17 protein-coding genes and 1 tRNA gene (1 of these 18 running past the window's edge) are annotated in these 17,878 nt (G+C 66.8%); 8 read left to right on the top strand and 10 right to left on the bottom strand.

What is annotated here, in order from left to right:
- The first annotated feature begins 26 nt into the window (after positions 1–26).
- Entirely contained in the window at positions 27–1,691 is a 1,665-nt protein-coding gene (locus ACZ5V4_RS02310; protein ID WP_464316566.1) for a sensor domain-containing diguanylate cyclase, read from the top strand.
- Positions 1,692–1,734: 43 nt separating this feature from the next.
- On the opposite strand, the gene ACZ5V4_RS02315 is transcribed toward ACZ5V4_RS02310, so the two are convergent.
- A complete protein-coding gene (locus tag ACZ5V4_RS02315; RefSeq protein WP_464316567.1) occupies positions 1,735–2,661 on the bottom strand; it encodes a carcinine hydrolase/isopenicillin-N N-acyltransferase family protein in 927 nt (308 codons plus the stop codon).
- Between the two features lie 282 nt (positions 2,662–2,943).
- Between ACZ5V4_RS02315 and ACZ5V4_RS02320 the strand changes: the two genes are divergently transcribed.
- The 3 genes from ACZ5V4_RS02320 to ACZ5V4_RS02330 all read left to right on the top strand — a co-directional run bounded on the left by ACZ5V4_RS02320 (position 2,944) and on the right by ACZ5V4_RS02330 (position 4,826).
- Positions 2,944–3,432, top strand: coding sequence for a thermonuclease family protein (locus tag ACZ5V4_RS02320; RefSeq protein ID WP_464316568.1), 489 nt, complete (start codon positions 2,944–2,946; stop codon positions 3,430–3,432).
- A 297-nt stretch (positions 3,433–3,729) separates the two neighbouring features.
- Complete coding sequence (locus ACZ5V4_RS02325; RefSeq protein ID WP_464316569.1) at positions 3,730–3,993, top strand: hypothetical protein; 264 nt, start codon at positions 3,730–3,732, stop codon at positions 3,991–3,993.
- Positions 3,994–4,562: 569 nt separating this feature from the next.
- Positions 4,563–4,826, top strand: coding sequence for a hypothetical protein (locus ACZ5V4_RS02330; protein WP_464316570.1), 264 nt, complete (start codon positions 4,563–4,565; stop codon positions 4,824–4,826).
- A gap of 312 nt (positions 4,827–5,138) precedes the next feature.
- Here ACZ5V4_RS02330 and ACZ5V4_RS02335 read toward each other — a convergent pair.
- The 8 genes from ACZ5V4_RS02335 to ACZ5V4_RS02370 form a co-directional block, all read right to left on the bottom strand.
- A tRNA-Leu gene (locus ACZ5V4_RS02335) sits at positions 5,139–5,221 on the bottom strand.
- A gap of 18 nt (positions 5,222–5,239) precedes the next feature.
- Positions 5,240–6,043, bottom strand: a complete 804-nt coding sequence (thiD, locus tag ACZ5V4_RS02340; protein ID WP_464316571.1) for a bifunctional hydroxymethylpyrimidine kinase/phosphomethylpyrimidine kinase — start codon at positions 6,041–6,043, stop codon at positions 5,240–5,242.
- Positions 6,040–7,002, bottom strand: a complete 963-nt coding sequence (locus tag ACZ5V4_RS02345) for a lysylphosphatidylglycerol synthase transmembrane domain-containing protein (RefSeq protein WP_464316572.1) — start codon at positions 7,000–7,002, stop codon at positions 6,040–6,042. Before ACZ5V4_RS02345 ends, thiD begins: the two co-directional genes overlap by 4 nt.
- A 22-nt stretch (positions 7,003–7,024) precedes the next feature.
- Positions 7,025–9,199, bottom strand: a complete 2,175-nt coding sequence (gene recD2, locus ACZ5V4_RS02350) for an SF1B family DNA helicase RecD2 (RefSeq protein ID WP_464316573.1) — start codon at positions 9,197–9,199, stop codon at positions 7,025–7,027.
- 10 nt (positions 9,200–9,209) lie between these two features.
- Positions 9,210–9,815, bottom strand: a complete 606-nt coding sequence (gene recR / locus ACZ5V4_RS02355; RefSeq protein WP_464316574.1) for a recombination mediator RecR — start codon at positions 9,813–9,815, stop codon at positions 9,210–9,212.
- A gap of 87 nt (positions 9,816–9,902) precedes the next feature.
- On the bottom strand, positions 9,903–10,214 hold the full coding sequence (locus ACZ5V4_RS02360; protein ID WP_464316575.1) for a YbaB/EbfC family nucleoid-associated protein: 312 nt from the start codon (positions 10,212–10,214) through the stop codon (positions 9,903–9,905).
- 13 nt (positions 10,215–10,227) lie between these two features.
- Positions 10,228–12,198: a DNA polymerase III subunit gamma/tau gene (dnaX, locus tag ACZ5V4_RS02365; protein ID WP_464316576.1), complete on the bottom strand. Its 1,971-nt coding sequence runs from the start codon at positions 12,196–12,198 to the stop codon at positions 10,228–10,230.
- Positions 12,199–12,243: 45 nt separating this feature from the next.
- The gene (locus tag ACZ5V4_RS02370; protein WP_464316577.1) at positions 12,244–13,170 is read right to left on the bottom strand and encodes a branched-chain amino acid transaminase; all 927 of its coding nucleotides are present in this window, start codon (positions 13,168–13,170) and stop codon (positions 12,244–12,246) included.
- Positions 13,171–13,366: 196 nt separating this feature from the next.
- Between ACZ5V4_RS02370 and ACZ5V4_RS02375 the strand changes: the two genes are divergently transcribed.
- The 4 genes from ACZ5V4_RS02375 (at position 13,367) to ACZ5V4_RS02390 (ending at position 17,108) form a co-directional block, all read left to right on the top strand.
- Positions 13,367–14,368: a tRNA dihydrouridine synthase gene (locus tag ACZ5V4_RS02375; RefSeq protein WP_464316578.1), complete on the top strand. Its 1,002-nt coding sequence runs from the start codon at positions 13,367–13,369 to the stop codon at positions 14,366–14,368.
- A complete protein-coding gene (ispH, locus tag ACZ5V4_RS02380; protein ID WP_464316579.1) occupies positions 14,355–15,206 on the top strand; it encodes a 4-hydroxy-3-methylbut-2-enyl diphosphate reductase in 852 nt (283 codons plus the stop codon). The genes ACZ5V4_RS02375 and ispH overlap by 14 nt, the downstream gene beginning before the upstream one ends.
- A gap of 68 nt (positions 15,207–15,274) precedes the next feature.
- Positions 15,275–16,246 (top strand): chemotaxis protein, encoded by a 972-nt coding sequence (locus tag ACZ5V4_RS02385; protein ID WP_464316580.1) that lies wholly within the window; start codon positions 15,275–15,277, stop codon positions 16,244–16,246.
- A 268-nt stretch (positions 16,247–16,514) separates the two neighbouring features.
- Positions 16,515–17,108 (top strand): hemerythrin domain-containing protein, encoded by a 594-nt coding sequence (locus ACZ5V4_RS02390; protein ID WP_464316581.1) that lies wholly within the window; start codon positions 16,515–16,517, stop codon positions 17,106–17,108.
- Between the two features lie 11 nt (positions 17,109–17,119).
- Here the strand turns inward: ACZ5V4_RS02390 and murI are convergent, their stop codons facing one another.
- Positions 17,120–17,878, bottom strand: partial view of a glutamate racemase gene (murI, locus tag ACZ5V4_RS02395; RefSeq protein ID WP_464316582.1) — the 3' portion only. The gene runs 51 nt beyond the window's last position; the window shows 759 of its 810 coding nt (coding positions 52–810); the start codon falls outside the window, past its right edge; the stop codon is at positions 17,120–17,122.

Here is a 17,878-nt window from a genome sequence, read left to right on the forward strand (position 1 = left end):
CTGGCGCGACTAGGAGAGCACGCGAAATGAACATCCCTTCCACCAGCATCAGGACCCGCTTCACCCTGGCTTTCGCCCTTGCCGTGCTGGCGCTGGTGACGATCCTCGGGGCCTTCATCGGCTGGCGCGCCGCGCGGCAGGTCCGCGCCGAGATCGGCGGCGCGCTCGCGGAGATGGCCGGTCAGATGGCCGGCAAGCTCGATCGGGACATGTGGGCCAGGGCGGGCGAGGTCAAGGTGCTGGCCCGCCTGGGTCCGCTCCTCGCCCAGGACGACCCCGGCGCGGTGCGGGCCGTGATCGAGGAGCTGCAACGGGCCATCCCGGCCTACGCGTTCATCGGCGTGGCCGACGCCTCCGGAAAGGTCAAGGCCTCGGCCGGAGGCCTGCTCGAGGGTGTGTCCATCGCCGCGCGCCCGGTGTTCCAGGAGGGGGCCAAGGGCCTCTTCCTGGGCGACGTGCACGAGGCCGTGATGCTGGCCAAGCTCATCCCCAACCCCAGCGGCGAGCCCGTGAAGTTCGTGGACGTGAGCGCCCCCATCCTGAACGCCGACGGCAGCCTGGCCGGGGTGCTGGCCACGCACCTGAGCTGGGCCTGGGCGCGCGAGGTGCAGCAGTCCGTGCTGAGCCCGCTGGAGGGCCGCCACGACGTGGGGCTCTTCGTGGTCTCGCGGGGCGACTCCGTGCTCCTGGGCGGCGACGGCCTCATGGGCGAGACCCTGGCCCTGGACGCCGTGGCCCGGGCCAGGAAGGGCCGCCCGGCCTGGACCGTGGAGCGCTGGCCCGACGGGCTGGAATACCTGACCGGGGCCGCCCTGGCCCACGGGCGCGGCCCGGGGCAGGAAACGCGGGACGGCCTGGGCTGGACCGTGGTGGCCCGCCAGCCCCTGGACACCGCGTACCGCCCCATCAGGAAGCTGCTCGGCGAGATTCTCCTGGCCGGAGCGGCCTGCGCGGCGCTCTTCGCCCTCGTCGGCCTGCTGGCCGCCAGCCACGTGGCCAGGCCCCTGCGGGCCATCACGGCCGCCGCCACGAGGCTCGCCCGGGGAGAGCAGGCCGACATTCCGGCCTTCAAGGGCGTCAAGGACATCGAGATACTCTCCTCCTCGCTGCGCGAGATGGTGGACAACCTGACCCGTAGCGAGACAGCGCGCGGTCGCATGGAGACCCTGGCCACGCGCGACCCGCTCACGGGCCTCTTGAACCGGCTGGGCCTGGAGCAGAACCTGGGGGCCGCGCTGGCCCGCGCGCGCCGTGCAGGGACGAGCCTGGCCGTGCTCTGCCTGGACCTGGACGGCTTCAAGGCCGTGAACGACACTTTAGGGCACGAGGCGGGCGACGCCCTGCTCAAGGAGGTCTCGGTCAGGCTCGGCCAGTGCCTGCGCGGGGAGGACATGGCCGTGCGCCTGGGCGGCGACGAATTCATGCTGGTCTTCGAGGCGGCCGCTTCCGAGCGCGACCAGGCGGTGCGCGCGGTGGCCGCCAGGGTGATAGAGGCAGTGAACCTGCCCATCGAGGTCTGCGCCAGCAAGGCGTGCGTGGGCGTGAGCATGGGCGGGGCCTGCTGGCCCGGCCACGCGGAGGAGTTCAAGGACGTCGTCCGCCTCGCGGACCAGGCCCTGTACCGCGCCAAGCACGCGGGCAAGAACCGCCTGGTGATGCACGCCGGGGAATCGGGCGAAGTGCGGATATGATGAAAAGGGTCCGGCCCGCAGGCGGCCGGGGCGGGGCCCAGGCTCAGGGCAGCAGCTGACGCGTGCGCCCTGGCGCCGGGGCGGCGCGCCAGAACGCCTCGTCCAGCAGGAAAGTCATCTGCGTGGCGGGCTCGCCCGGGTTGGTCAGACGCGCGAACACCTCCGGGGCCTTGCCGCCCGGCGGCAGCCTGAAGGCGATGGTCGCCAGGGTGCGCGGCTTCTTCTCGCCGGACCCGGTGCGCATGAGGGAGAAATCCGGCCCGGCGTTGCTGTCGTTGGAGAGGGCCGTGAAGGCCTCGAAGCCCACGGGCCTTGGCAGGCCCGCGAGAAGCTCGCGGACGCGCTCCAGGCGGACGACGCTGCCTTGCGAATCCTCCCTGGAGCGTATCTCGGGGAAGTCCGTGGACAGGGGATGGTTGGTGTGCGCGGCGGGGTTTCCCGGCGGAACCTTCCAGATGCGCCAGCTCCCGCCGGAACTCTCCAGCACGGCCACCTGGCTCGCGTCGGCCACCAGGGCGAACACCGGAGAGAGCGAGCCCAGAAGCGCGGCGTCGGCCTCGAGTTCGGCCACGCTGGCGCAGCGCTTCAGGATGGCCCGCGAGGCGTTCCTCAGGCCCAGTTCCCTGGCGCGCGCCACGCGTTCGTCCTTGCGCAGGGTGCCCACCGTGGCCGTGACCACGGCCAGGCCCTTCTCGTTCACCCCTCCCACCAGGCTTTTCGCGCCCTTCGGGTCCACGGACACGAGGGAGAGCGCCTTGTAGCCCGTTTCCGGGGTGACGACGGACAGGATGTTGGGATGGTCCGGGGTGAAGTCCCGGTTTTTCGCGATCAGGGTTCCGCCCCCGGCCACGTCCTGGCCGCCAAGCGCCCACAGGGTGCAGGCCCTGGCTGAGGGAGCCTGCCAGGCCAGGAGGAAGACGGCCAGCGCGAGGAAGGCCGCGAGCCGGGAAATCACGGATTTTGCGCGCATTCTGGGCCGTCCGGGGTGTGGGTTGGTGCAGAGGGGCCTATTATTCAGGCAGGAAGCCCATGCCGGTGTTTGAGCTGGTCAATTTGGTCTTTTGAAGTGCTCCAACAAGCGTCCCAAAAAATCAAGGCTACCCCGTTTCAACCTTTCACTCAACCTTGCTACCTGAGAGGGCGATGCCAACTTTTCCCTTGTCCGCTCTTTGGCTTATAACGCTCCAACGTAGCCAGAACCTTCTGGTTCCCCCGTCTTGCCCCCGGCCCTCTCTCCATGTACCCCACGAACATGAACCGCATAGCAACCGCGCTTCTCCTTCTCCTGCTCCTGACCCTGGCCATCCCTGCGTGGGCCTATCAAGCCACCGTCGTTGCAGTCCACGAAGGCGATACGCTCACGCTCGACACTGGACAGCGTGTGCGCCTGTGGGGCATCGACGCGCCCGAGAAAAAGTCCCGCAAATGGGCCAAACAACCCGGCGCGGACGAGGCCCGGGACTTCGTGGCGGCCATGACCCTGCGCCAAGTCGTGGAGGTGGAGCAGCGCGGCCGCAGTCACGACCGGATCGTTGCCGTGGTCACACTGGCGGCGGATGGCCGGAACGTGTCAGGGGAACTCGTGTACGCCGGGCTGGCCTGGGTTGACCCCAAATCCTGCAAGAAGAAGATTTGCGACTTCTGGAAGGAGGGCGAGGAGGCGGCCAAAAGCGCCAGGAAGGGCCTCTGGAAGACGGGGGACCCCGTCCCCCCGTGGGAGTGGCGGCACAAGACAGACTGAACCACTCGCTGGTTCCAAATCGTTGGGTCGTCCGAAAGGGCGGTTTATGGGGTAACCGTCCACCCCTCGACTACCGCCCCCTTTGGTCCGGATGGTCCCCTGGATTTTTTGAAGTGCCCCAACAGGTGCCCCCAAAACTGGAGACTGCCCTATTTTGGATCACCCGTTCAGCCCCGTTCTCAGGCCCTCCTTTATCGCGCGCGGTGGCAGGAAATCAATATAGCCCGGCGCAAATCCTGCCACTGGATTATTTACTTCATCACACGCTGTGATATAACAAGGTCAACGGAGGACGGAATGACCAAGCACAAAATCATTGGCGTTCGCAACGGCAGGGACATGACAAATTCCATCGTGAAGCGATTCCCCAAGGGGTACATTATCCACAACGATGCCATGATGCAGAAGGAGACGCCGTTTGAATGCTGGATGATCGTGGACCACTTCGGGCGCAACGAAGCAGGTCTTGAGATATTCATCGCCGCGACGGGGGGAATCCACCGTACCATGGCCGATGCGATTTCCGAGATGCGCTGGGTGCGCGACGGGATACATGACTAGACCAGCCACCCGCGCCGCCCTCTTTTAGGTGTCGCCAACCTGTCGCATTTTTAACACCACAGGGCGAGGACGGAAAAAAGGAAGCCCGCAGGGAACTGGCCTTACTGAGGGCAGACTTCCCCTATGTTGCGTCGTGAGTCCGCTTACCCCAGCCTGAATCTTCCTCCCTCTATCCGGATGGTCCCCCTCGCCAAGAGTTTGCGGACGCTTACACCCCCTTTTTCTAGCTGGAGTGAAAGCAGTCTCTCATAGGCCTTAACCACGGCCCGGGCCTTGTGCTTGTTGTGGGGAGCTACCCTGGATTGTAATTTGGTGCAGAGGGGAGCCTATTATTCAGGCCGGAAGCCCTTGCCATTTCTTGATCAGGTCAATTGGATTTTTTGAAGTGCCCCAACAGGTGCCCCCAAAACTGGGGACTGCCCTATTTTGGATCACCCGTTCAGCCCCGTTCTCAGGCCCTCCTTTATCGCGCGCGGTGGCAGGAAATCAATATAGCCCGGCGCAAATCCTGCCACTGGATTATTTACTTCATCACACGCTATGATATAACAAGGTCAACGGAGGACGGAATGACCAAGCACAAAATCATTGGCGCTCGCAACGGCAGGGACATGACCAACTCTATCGTGAAGCGTTTCCCAAAGGGGTACATCGTTCACAATGATGCGATGATGCAAAAAGAAACCACTCGCGAGTGCTGGATGATCGTTGACCACTGCGGGCGTAACGAAGCCGGACTTGAGATATACATTGCCGTCACGGGCAGGTGCCAACCGACAATGGCTGATGCAATTTCCGAGATGAAGTGGGTTCGCGACGGGATACATGACTAGACCAGCCACCCGCGCCGCCCTCTTTTAGGTGTCGCCAACCTGTCGCATTTTTAACACCACAGGGCGAGGACGGAAAAAAGGAAGCCCGCAGGGAACTGGCCTTACTGAGGGCAGACTTCCCCTATGTTGCGTCGTGAGTCCGCTTACCCCAGCCTGAATCTTCCCCCCTCGATCCGGATGGTTCCCCTCGCCAGGAGTTTGCGGACGCTTACGCCCCCCTTTTCTAACTGGAGTGTGAGCAGTCTCTGGCAGAGGCCTTAACCACGGCCCGGGCCTTGTGCTTGTTGTGGGGAGCTACCCTGGATTGTAATTTGGTGCGAGAGGGGGGACTCGAACCCCCACGGTCACCCGCCAGATCCTAAATCTGGTGCGTCTACCAATTCCGCCACTCTCGCATCGGGGGCAAGCCCCTATCACGTACCGGGAAAGTCCACCAGATGATTCGGCGGGGAGGCCCCGCGCCCAACCGCGTACCCTGCGGCAAGGGCCCGGTTCAGGAAGGCCTGGGCGTTCTTCACCGCGTCCGCGAGCCCGTCGCCGAGCGCCAGGCGCGCGGTGATGGCGGCCGAGAGCGTGCAGCCCGTGCCGTGGGTGTGCGGGGTGTCCACGAAGGCCACGGGCAGCGCCACGGGCTCCATGCCCGGCCTGCCCAGCCAGTCGGTAAGAGTCCCGCCGCTCTGGGGCGCGTGCCCGCCCTTCAGGAGCACGGCCTTGGGTCCGAAGGACAAAAGCTTCTCCATGGCCGCGAAAAGGCTTCGGCCGTCGGTGATGGCCATGCCCGCGAGCAGTTCGGCCTCGGGCCGGTTGGGCGTCAGCAGGTCGGCCAGGGGCAGCATGCGCAGGCGAAGCGCGTCCACGGCGTCGTCCTCGAGCAGGGCGTGCCCGCTCTGGGAGACGCACACGGGGTCCACCACCAGGGGGAAGTCCTTGCGCGTAAGCCCCTCGGCCACGGCCTCCACGATGGCGGCCGAGAAGAGCATGCCCGTCTTGGCCGCGCGCACGGGGATGTCTTCGAGCACGGTGGCCAGTTGCAGGGCGACGAAATCCGCATCAGGGGCGTGGATGCCGGTCACGCCCAGGGTGTTCTGGGCCGTGAGCGCGGTGATCACGCTGGCCCCGTAGCAGCCGTGGGCCATGAAGGTCTTGAGGTCGGCCTGGATTCCCGCGCCGCCGCCGCTGTCCGACCCGGCGATGGTCAGAACGCAGGGGCGGCTCATGCGCTCTCCAGTTCCTCGTCGCTCTTGCGGATGGTGCGCAGGGAAAGCCCGCTCCTGGCAAGCACCAGGAGCCCGCTGACCGTGGTGGGGATGTACTGCGACATGTGGATCACCAGGCCGATGGCCAGGGCCAGCTCCTTGTCCACCTTGAAGAGGCCAAGGCCGAAGATCACGGCGGCCTCGTACACGCCCACGGCCCCGGGCGAGGACGGCATGGCCATGCCGAGCGACGAGAGGATGAACACGGCCAGGGTCTGGCCCATGGTCAGGTTGAGCCCGGCCACCCAGGTGATGGTCAGGAAGGTGGGGATGGCGTAGAGCACCCAGACCAGGATGGTGTAGAAGCCCAGGATGATCAGGTAGCGCAGGGTCACCCCGTGCACGAGCTGGAGCTTCACCTCGATGATGAACTCGCGCAGGCGCTCGAAGGGCACCAGGGCGATGAGCTTCTCGGCCTTGGCGGGCCACTTGCGCACGAAGAACAGGCAGACCCAGATGGAGCTCACGCCGATGGCCAGGGGGAAGAAGGCCATCTTCAGGTTGAAGTGGAAGGCCACCACCAGGCCCATGGCCAGGATGGCGTTCAGGTCGAAGAAGCGCTCCCAGAAGACCATGCTCAGGCTCTGGCTCAGGGAATAGCCGCACTCCTTGCGCAGGTAGAAGGCCTTGGCGACCTCCCCGAGCTTGGCCGGGGCCACGTTGTTCACGGCCATGGCCAGGAGGAACGACTTGAGCCCCACCACCTGGCCGCAGGTGTAGCCGGAGAGGAAATTCATGCGCAGCGCCATGGCCCAGTATCCCGTGAAGGACAAAAGCGTCATGGCCACGATGGCGAAGAGGTCGAACTTGGCGAAGGCCTCGCCCAGAAGCGAGAAGTCCACGCCCCAGAAGGCGTAGACCAGGCAGGCTCCCACCAGGGCTGCGCGCAGGGAAAGGCTGATGGTTTTCTTGAGGGTCATATAGTCGTGGGTGGTTGTCCGGCTAGCGGTTGAAGCTTTCCTGCAGCCGGAAGCGCAGGTGCGTGTAGCGCCTCACCGCCCCGGACGATCCGAGGCCTATGCGCAGGGCCTTCCTGCCGCCGATGATCACGGCCAGTTTCCTGGCCCGGGTGAGCGCGGTGTAGATGAGGTTCCGCTTGAGCATCACGAAGTGCTGGGTGACCACGGGCACGACCACCGCCGGGTATTCGCTGCCCTGGGACTTGTGGACGCTCACGGCGTAGGCCAGGGTGAGCTCGTCCATGTCGGCCGCGCCGTAGGGCACGGGGCGGCCGTCGAAGTCCACCGTGAGCTCGCACTCGCGCGGATCGACCTCCGTGATCCACCCCAGGTCGCCGTTGAAGATGTCCTTTTCATAGTTGTTCTTCGTCTGCAAGACCCTATCGCCCACGCGGAAGCGGTTTTTTCCCCGGACTAGCTCCATGCCCGAGGGGTTCAGCCGGTCCTGAAGCAGTTCGTTCAGGGCCTGGGTGCCCACTTCGCCTTTGTGCATGGGCGAGAGCACCTGGATGTCGCGCGCGGGGTCGAATCCGTAGCTGCGCGGGATGCGGCTGGCCACGAGGTCGACTATCTTGTCCTGCGCGGCCTGGGGGTCGTCGCACTCCACCCAGAAGAAATCCGCCTCCGGGGCCTGCTTGGTGGACTGGAGCGGGAAGCTGCCCTCGTTGATGCGGTGGGCGTTGACCACGATCATTGATTCCAGGGCCTGGCGGTAGATGTGCGTGAGCCTGGCCTGCTCGATGGCCCCGGAGTCCAGCATGTCGCCCAGCACGTTGCCCGGCCCGACCGACGGCAGCTGGTTCACGTCGCCCACCAGCACCAGGCGGCAGGTCAGGGGCAACGCACGCAGAAGCGAGAGCAAAAGCTGCACGTCCAGCATGCTGGCCTCGTCCACCACCACGGCGTCGGCCTTGAGCTTGTTCTCCTCGTTGTGCACGAACCCGCCGCCCGGCTGGGTGCCGAGGAGCCTGTGCAGCGTGGAGGCCGGATGCCCGGTGGCCTCGCTCATGCGCTTGGCCGCGCGGCCCGTGGGCGCGCAGAGCTTCACCTTGTAGCCGAGCTTGTTAAGCACCCCCACCACCGCGCGGGTGATGGTGGTCTTGCCCGTGCCGGGCCCGCCGGTGATGATGAAGGTCTTGCACAGGCAGGCCTGGGTCACGGCCAGGTGCTGCTCGCTGGACAGCCGGACCCCGCACTGGGCCTCCACTCCGGGCAGGGCCTTGGCCACCTTCTCCTCGGAGGAGGCGGCCGGGTGCGAGGCGATGGCCCAGAGCCTCTCGGCTATCTCGCGCTCCCACTTGTAGAAATGCGTCAGGTACACGGCCCGGGCCACGTCCTGCTGGGGCAGGGCCTCCATGACTACGCGCTTCTGCGTCTCCAGGCTGTCCAGCGCGTCCGCCAGAAGATTGAGCCCAACGCCGCCGAGCATGGCGTCCACGCGCTCCAGGAGCTCGTCGCGCGGGTAGAACAGGTGGCCCTGGTCGCTCAGGGAAAAGAGCCCGTAGACCACGGCCGCCTCCAGGCGCTGCGGGCAGTCGTGCTCGAAGCCGAGCTTCAGGGCCATGGCGTCGGCGGTCTTGAAGCCTATGCCGTGGATGTCGTAGGCCAGGGCGTAGGGGTTCTCCCTGAGCTTGTGCACCGCGCCGGCGCCGTAGTGCTTGAAGATGCGCTGGGCGAAGGTGGTGGGCACGTCGTGGGTCTGGAGGAAGAGCATGAGCCCGCGCACCTCGCGCTGCTCGTTCCAGCTGGCCGTGATCTTCTCCAGCACCTTGGGGGTGATGCCCTTGACCTTGAGGAGCTTCTCGGGCTCCTCGTCCAGCACCTCCAGCACCTTGTCGCCGAAGGCATGCAGGAGCTTGCCCGCCAGCACCGGCCCCACTCCCTTGATCTGCTTGGACTCCAGGTAGCGCTTGATGCCCGTGAGCGAGGCGGGCATGCGCTGCTCGAAGTGCTCCACGTTGAACTGGCGGCCGTACTGCGGGTGGGTGATCCACTCCCCGCGCAAGAAAAGCGTCTCGCCGGGGGTCACCTGGCCCATGGTCCCCACGATGGTCACCACGCCGGGCTCGCCCTTGGCGTGCACCCGGGCCACCAGGTAGCCGGTGGCCTCGGAAAAGAACGTGACGGTGTGGACCTCGCAGGTGATTTCGGCGGGCATGGGCTTCGGATCAGAGCTGCTGGCGGTGGACCATGGACTGCTTGAGGGTTTCCTTGTCCACGTACTTGACCTCGGCCCCCAGGGGGATGCCCTGGGCCAGGCGCGTCAGGCGCACGCCAGGGTGCGAGCGCTCCACCAGGTTCTTGACGTAGCTGGCCGTGGCCTCGGCCTCCATGGTGGTGCCGAGCGCCAGGATCACCTCGCGCACCTCGCCCTCGGCCAGGCGGGCCTGGAAGCGCTCCACCTCGAGCGCCCCGGGCTCCACGCCGTCCAAGGGCGAGATGAGCCCGCCCAGGATCAGGTAGAGGCCCTTGTACAGGCCGGTCTCCTCCAGGGCCAGGAGCGAATCCCATTCGCTGACCACGCACAGCGACTCGGGGGTGCGGGCGGGGTCGGCGCAGATGGGGCACGGGTCGGACTCGGCCAGGCCCGCGCAGCGCGAGCACAGGAAGAGGTTCTCGCGCAGGTCGTGGATCAGGCGGCCCAGCCCCTGGGTGCGCTCCTTGGGCCACTTGAGCAGGGTCAGGGCCGCGCGCAGGGCCGACTTGGGGCCGAGCCCCGGCAGGGAGGAGAGTTCGCCCGTCAGGTCGGCGAGCGGCTTGGGAAGAGCTTTCATTGACGGTATGCCGTATCGCGGCGCGTGAGGGTTGAGGCGGGCCGCTCCCCGGCCCGGTACGAGCGGCCGGGCCGGGGAGCGCGGCTGCTAGAACATTCCCGGGATCTTGAGCCCGCCGGTGAGGGCGGACATCTCGGAGGCCTGCATCTCGCGGGCCTTCTGCAGGGCGTCGTTCACGGCTGCCAGCACCAGGTCCTGGAGCATGTCCACGTCGGCGGGGTCCACCACCGTCTTGTCGATCCTGATGGAGACGATGTCCTGGGAGCCCTTGGCCACCACCGTGACCATGCCGCCCCCGGCGGTGGCCTCCACGGTGCGGTTCTTCAGCTCTTCCTGTATCTGCTGCATTTTCTTCTGCATCATCTGGGCCTGACGCAGCATGTCACCCATGCCTTTCATGAGGTCCTCCGGTTCAGTTTTTGGCGCGCACGTCGATGATGTACGCGCCCATGCTCTCGCGCGCTTCTTTAAAAAGCGCACTCTGTTCGGCCTTGGCGCGAAGCTCCTGCGCGCTCAAGGCCCGCTGGCCGTCCTCCACCGCGAAGCGAAGGGCCACGGGACGGCCGAAATACTCCTGGGCGAGCTTCGCGAGAAGCCCCGTGTTCTCGGGCTTGTCGCGCAGCTGCCCGGCCTGGAACTCGTTCTTGCAGCCAAGGCGCAGAAGCCCGCCCTCCGGGGTCTCCTCGAAGACGCCCGTCAGCTGCGGCAGGGCCACCTTGAGGAGCGGGTTCTTGCGCACCTCGTGCCTGGCGTACTCCCGGAAGCCCTTCCACGTGGGCGGCCCCTTGGGCGCGCCGTGGGCCACGGGCGCTGGCCCGGCCTGGGCCTCGTAGTCCTGCCGGTAATCGTCGTGGCCCTGGTCTGGGTCCGGCTCCTGGGGCGCAGGCTCGGGAGGCGTGCCGCCCCCGGGCGCGCCGGTACGCGCGTGCCCGGGCTGCCCGCCCGGCGCGGAAGGCGCCGGCTGCGCCGCGCCGTACCCGCCGTGTTGCGGTTGGCCCAGTTCGCCACGGGGAACGCCGGGCTGGCCCTGATGCCCGTACGGGCCTCCGGGCTGTTGCCTGGGCGGCTGCAAAGCGCCCTGCCCCGGGGGCGCGTAGGCCTGGCGCTGCCCGTACTGCGGGGGCTGGGGCGTCGCGGCCCCGCCGGAACCGTAGGGCTGCGCGGCGGGCCTGGGCTGCGCCTGGGGCTGGCCCTGGCCGGGTGCGCCCATGCCGGGCCTCGGCCCCCCGCCCGGAGCCGGGCGGGCCTGGCTAGGGCCGGACTGGGCGTTCATGGCCTCGAGCGAGAGAAGCCTCGGGATGTAGGCCAGGTTCAAAAGCAGAAGCTCCAGCGCCAGGGCGGGCTCCAGGCTCGTCATCACCCGGCGCTGGCCCTCCAGGGTCATCTGCCAGCAGGCGTGGATGTGCCGGGCGTCGAAGCGCCTGGCCCAGCCGAGCCACTGGCCGCCCTCCTCCTCGGTGAGCTCCAGGGTGGGCAGGGCCTTCTCCCCGGCCTGGTTCAAGAGAAACATGTTGCGCCAGCAGGAGGCCAGCTCGCGCAGGAAAAAGCCGATGTCCAGGCCCCGGTCCAGCACCTGGCGCAGAAGCGCGCTCACCCCCAGGCAGTCCTCCTCCTGGAAGCTCTGCATGAAGGAGAAGAACACGTCCTGCCCGGCCAGGCCCAAAACGTCGCGCACGTCGGCCTCGGTCAGGCTGGGGCCGCCCATGGCCAGCACCTGGGCCAGGAGCGACATGGAGTCGCGCACGCTGCCCGCGCCGCGCCTGGCGATGAGGCTCACGGCCGAGGGCTCGAAGCCCATGTTCTCGCGCGCGAGAAGCCCGCCCAGGTGCGCCTCCAGCTCGGGCTGGGCCAGGCGCTTGAACACGTAGTGCTGGCAGCGGCTGATGATGGTGGGCAGGATCTTGTGCGGCTCGGTGGTGGCCAGGATGAACGTCACGCGCGGCGGCGGCTCTTCAAGGGTCTTGAGCAGCGCGTTGAACGCCGCCTTGGAGAGCATGTGCGCCTCGTCGATGATGAACACCTTGTAGCGGCTCTGCAGGGGCGCGTACCCGATGTCCTCCTTGAGGCGGCGGGCCTCCTCCACGTTGCCGTGGGTGGCGGCGTCGATCTCGATCACGTCGGGGGATATTCCGGCCGTGATCTGGCGGCACTGGGAGCACTCGTTGCAGGGCTCGGCCGTGGGCGCGGTGAGGCAGTTGAGGGCCTTGGCCAGGACGCGGGCCAGGGTGGTCTTGCCCACGCCGCGCGTGCCGGAAAAGAGGTATGCCGGGGCGATTCTGTCCTCGGCCGAGGCCCGGGAAAGGATGCGCTTGACGGCTTCCTGCCCGGCCACGTCGCTGAACCGCTGGGGCCGGTATTTGGATGTGAGGCTTGGCGCTGACATGCTGGTTGGCCGGGGAGCCGAGAGAGCCCCCCCGGCCTTCTGGAACTAGAAGGTGTAGTCCTGCAGCCAGTGGGCGTACTTGGGATTCTCGCCCTTGACCACCTTGAAGAATTCCTTCTGGAGCGCCTTGGCCACGGGCCCGGCCTTGCCCTCGCCGATGGTGCGGCGGTCGAGTTCCCTGATGGGGGTGATCTCGGCGGCCGTGCCGGTGAAGAAGGCCTCGTCGGCGGTGTAGAGCTCGTCGCGGGTGAAGAGGGCCTCGCGCACCTCGTAGCCCATGTCGCGCGCGAGCGTCATCACGGAGTCGCGGGTGATGCCGGAGAGGATGGAGGTCAGCGGCGGGGTCTTGATCACGCCGTCCACCACCATGAAGATGTTCTCCCCCGAGCCCTCGGACACGTAACCCGCGCTGTCGAGCAGCAGGCCCTCGTCGTAGCCGTCGGCCAGGGCCTCGTTCTTGGCCAGCACGGAGTTGACGTAGTTGCCGCAGACCTTGGCCTTGGTCATCATCACGTTGACGTGGTGGCGCGTGAAGGAGGACGTGCGGATGCGGATGCCCTTCTCCAGGGCCTCCTCGCCCAGGTACGCGCCCCAGGGCCAGACGCAGATGGCGGTCTGGATGGGGTTCTTGCCCGGGAAGACGCCCATGGACGCGCCCGTGCCGATGAACACCAGCGGGCGGATGTACCCGGCCTCCATCTTGTTGGCCTTGAGCGTCTCCACGATGGCCTGGCTGATCTGGGCCTCGGTGTAGGGGATCTTCATCTCCACGATCTTGGCGGAGTCGAAAAGGCGGTGCACGTGCTCGGCCAGCCTGAACACGGCGGAACCGCCGGAAGAGCGCTTGTAGGCCCGGATGCCCTCGAATACGCCCACGCCGTAGTGCAGGGTGTGGGTCATCACATGCACTTGCGCCTTGTCCCAAGGCACCAGCTCGCCGTCGAACCAGATAAGGTCGGATTTGGGCGACATAGAGTCCTCTTTCGTGGTATTTCCCGGGCCCTGGCGGGCGGGCTTGAAACCGGCAGGCTAGACAAAAGCCCCCGCGAGGTCAAGGACACCCGGCCGGACGAGACGCTTGCCCCGTGACGATTGCCAAGCCCCGCCGGAATGATTAGAGCCTTTTTCCTGCGGGCCGCGAAGCCCGCCCACCGAGGTTCCACGGCTGATGACTCTTCCCCCCATAGGCCCGCGCAAGCCCTGGCTGGCTCCGCTCGCGGGCTACTCCGACCTGCCCTTCCGCATGCTCTGCCGGGAGTACGGGGCCGCGTGCGCGGTCACGGAGATGGTCAGCGCCAAGGGCATGGTCTTCCATAGCCCCGGCACCTCGGGGCTTCTGGCCACCTGCCCCGGGGACGAGCCCCTGGCCGTGCAGCTCTTCGGCTCCGAGCCCGAGATGATCGAGCGGGCCATGGACACGCTCCTGGACATGGGGTTTGCCTATTTCGACCTCAACTGCGGCTGCTCCGTGCCCAAGGTGGTCAAGACCGGCTCGGGCGCGGCGCTTTTGCGCGAACCGGAGCTTCTCAGGCGCATCGTCTCCGCGATGGTGGCCAAGGCGGGCCCGGGCCGGGTGGGCGTCAAGCTGCGCACGGGCTGGAACGCGGAGGACCGCGCGGTTTTCGCCCTGGCCCCCATGCTGGAGGGCGAAGGCGCGGCCTGGCTGACCCTGCACCCCAGGCACGCCCGCCAGGGCTATTCGGGAACGGCCCGCTGGGAGAGCCTGGCCGAGCTCAAGGCGGGCGCAAAGGTGCCCGTGATCGCAAGCGGCGACCTGTTCACGGCGGCCGACGCCAGGCGCTGCCTGGAGGAGACCGGCGCGGACGGGGTGATGTTCGCGCGCGGGGCCATGTACGACCCGCTGGTTTTCAGGCATTTTCTCGAAGGAACGGACAAGCCCGCCTCGGGCGCGGACGTGGCCAGGCTCATCGAGCGCCACGCGGCGCTCATCCGCGAGCACGGCGCGCCGGAGCGCGCCATCCTGCGCATGCGCTCCATCGTGCCGCGCTACGTGCGCGAGCTGCCCGGGGCGCGCGCCCTGCGCCAGGAGATGGCCACGTGCGCTTCCTGGGAGCACCTGAACGACATCACGGCCCGGGTGGCCGAATTGACGCCGCCCTCCGCCCGGAGCCGGGAGACTGCCCACGGAGAAGACCATGACCATCCTTAGAGCGCAGTCCGCCGGGTTCTGCATGGGCGTGGACCTGGCCCTGCGCAAGCTCGACAAGCTTCTGGAGACGGGCCAGGCCCAGGGACCCATCTACACCTTCGGCCCCATCATCCACAATCCGCAGGTCCTGGAGGCCTACGCGGCCCGGGGCGTCAGGCGCATCGAGGACCCCGAGGCCGTGGAGCCCGGCGCCACGGTGCTCATCCGGGCCCACGGCGTGCCCAAGGGCGTCTACGAGCGGCTGTTGGCCAGGGGGGCGGTCATCGCGGACGCCACCTGCCCCAAGGTCAAGAAGGCCCAGCACCTCATCGCCCGCCAGGCCGACAAGGGCGGCATCCTGCTGCTCTACGGAGAGGATGCCCACCCCGAGGTGCGCGGGCTTCTCTCCCACGCCTCCCACGGGGCCATCGTCTTCGACAGCCTGGACGAGATCAAGGGCTACTCCCTGGACCCGGCCGACTCCTACTTCCTGGCCGCCCAGACCACCCAGGACGAGGCGGAGTTCGAGCGCATCCGCGACCACCTCTTCGAGGCCCTGGGACGCCAGATCCCGGTGCTGCACACCATCTGCGACGCCACGCGCAAGCGCCAGGAGGAGACCATCGACATCGCCCGCCAGGCGGGCTTCATGGTGGTGGTGGGCGGGCGCGACAGCGGCAACACCAGGAGGCTCGCCAAGGTGGCCGAGGCCCAGGGCGTGCCCTGCGCGCACGTGGAGACCGCAAGCGAGCTGCCCCTGGAAAAGATCAGGGGAAAAGCTGTGATCGGCTTGACAGCAGGAGCCTCTACGCCCAAGAATATCATCGATGCGGTGGAATCGATCCTGAGCACGCTCTGAGTCCTTTCCCGGGCCGCACCGGCAGGCCCGCCCCGCAGAAGCAGCACCCCAGTCCCGGAGGACCCCCGATGGCCCAGACCAACATCCTTCTCGAAGCCGGAACCAACGAACTGGAAATCGTCGAGTTCTTCCTGGACGAGGCCGTGCCCGAGGGCGACCCCTCCGGGCGCGACGCCTACAAGGGCTACTACGGCGTGAACGTGGCCAAGGTGCTGGAGATCATCCGCCTGCCGCGCGTCACGGAGCTGCCCGAGGTCTCGCACCCGTCGGTGCTCGGGGCCTTCAACCTGCGCAACCACATCATCCCCCTGGTGGACCTCTCGGTCTGGCTGGCCAAACAGCGCGTGGAGCACGAATCTCCCAAGGTCATCGTCACGGAGTTCAACAAGGTCACCACCGCCTTCATGGTTTCGGGGGTCACGCGCATCCACCGCCTGAGCTGGGAGGCCGTGGAGCCGCCCAACAACCTGGTCTCCACCCTGAGCGGGGACTCCATAACCGGCGTGGTCAAGCTGGAGGACCGCATCGTCTTCCTGCTGGACCTGGAGAAGATCGTGGCGGACCTCAACCCGCAGCTGGGCCTGCGCCTGGACACCAGCATCGACTGGAAGGCCAGCCAGCGCTACCGCGCGCTCATCGCCGACGACTCCGCCCTGGTGCGCGAGATGCTGCGCGACCTCATGGAGAAGGCCAACTTCGACGTGGAGGTGGTCAATACCGGGCTCCAGGCCTGGGAACGGCTCCAGCAGATCAAGGGGAAGGCCGAGGACGAGGGCAAGAAGGTTTCCGACTACGTGCAGGTGGTGGTCTCGGACATCGAAATGCCCACCATGGACGGCCACAACCTGACCAAGCGCATCAAGGAGGACAGCGCCCTGCGCCAGTTGCCGGTGCTGCTCTTCTCCTCGCTGATCACCGACAAGCTGCGCCACAAGGGCGAGGCCGTGGGCGCGGACGACCAGATCTCCAAGCCCGAGGTGGGCCAGCTGGCGCTTAGGGCCAAGAGCCTCATCGAGGCCAGGCTCGCCGAAGCGGTCTGAGCTTCATCCCCCCGCGAGTTCGAACGCCCGGAGGCCGAAGCCCCGGGCGTTTTCCGTTTCCGGCCGGCCTGTTTCCCAGGTCCTGCCCGGGGAAGCGCCCATTTACATTTGCGGAAAAACGTGACAGCCTGCACTCAAACAAATACAAGATGAGCGATTACAGCCGGGCGAAGGAGAGCCTGAGCGGCCTTGAGCACCCAAGCAGAGAGAAACCCATCCTCCGCGAGATGGGGAGCATACGGACGTACCCGCTTTGAGGAGCAGCATCATGCAGCAGGAAGACGCGTCGCCCATCATCCCCTTCATCACCTGGAAACCCACCTACGACTGCATCGTCCACCTCATCAACTGCCAGCACCAGGGAATCCTGAGGTTCATCAACGCCTGGTATACCGACATCTCCCGCAACAAGGTCACGAATTTCCAGTCGATCGACTACATGCGCAAGAAGTTCAAGTTCCTCGAACTCTTCAGCGACACGCACTTCGCCTTCGAGGACACGATGCTGCATATCCTGTTGCAAAAGTTCGGATTCCCGCAAAACGTGTTCGATGGGCATCTACTGGCGCATTCCAAGTTCGTGAACAACTTCATGCGTCCGCTGGAAGCGCAGGTGGAGATATTCGAGCAATCGCAGAAGTCCGAGATGGTGGAGAACCTCGTCTCCGAGGCGCTCTTCGACGTGGCGCGTTGGTGGTACAACCACATCCGCGACGCCACCGGCGCCAACCGCACCAGCTACGACCACTACTACCGGGTCTTCATCGAGCGCCTGCCCGAGCGCGACAAGATCGCCCTCTTCAACGACCTGATCATGTTCGTGGAGAAATGCCCCCAGCAGTTCTCCTGCTCCAACTGGTAGCCTCGGCGGCCTTACAAGCTCTCAACGCGCACGCGGCCCAGCGAGCGGCCCAGGAAGCGCTCCCCGACCTCGCGGAAACGCTGGGGCACGTCCGTGACGTGGAACACGTGCTCGGGCTCGCCAGCGCCCGGGTTCTCCAGGCACATCTGTCGCAGGAGGCTCTCCGCGCGCTCGGACACGGCCTCGGCCGAATCCACCAGGCGCACCCCCTGGCCCATCACCGAGGCCAGCATGGGCTTGAGCAGCGGATAGTGCGTGCAGCCGAGCACCAGGGTGTCGATGTTCTGGGCCAGGAGCGGGGTCAGGTATTCGAAGGCGGTCAGGCGCGTGACGGGGTGGTCCAGCCAGCCCTCCTCCACCAGTGGGACGAAGAGCGGGCAGGCCTGGGCCGCGATGAACATGCCCTTGTCGTCGTGGCGCTGGATGGCCGAGAGGTACGCGCCCGAGTCGATGGTGGAGGGCGTGGCGATGATCCCGATGCGGTGGTTGCGCGTGCGGGACACGGCGGTGCGCGCGCCCGCGTCGATCACCTCGAGCACCGGGACCGGGGAGAGCCCGCGCACGGAATCGAAGGCCACGGCGGCCATGGTGTTGCAGGCGATGATCAGCATCTTCACCTGCCTCTCCAGCAGGAAGCGCGCGATCTGTTCGGCGAAGCGCTTCACAGTGTCCGGGGACTTCACGCCGTAGGGCACGCGGGCCGTGTCGCCGAAGTAGACGATGCTCTCGCGCGGGAGCCGTTCCATCACGGCGCGGGCCACGGTGAGCCC

The sequence above is a fragment of the Fundidesulfovibrio sp. YSD1 genome (assembly GCF_055397115.1).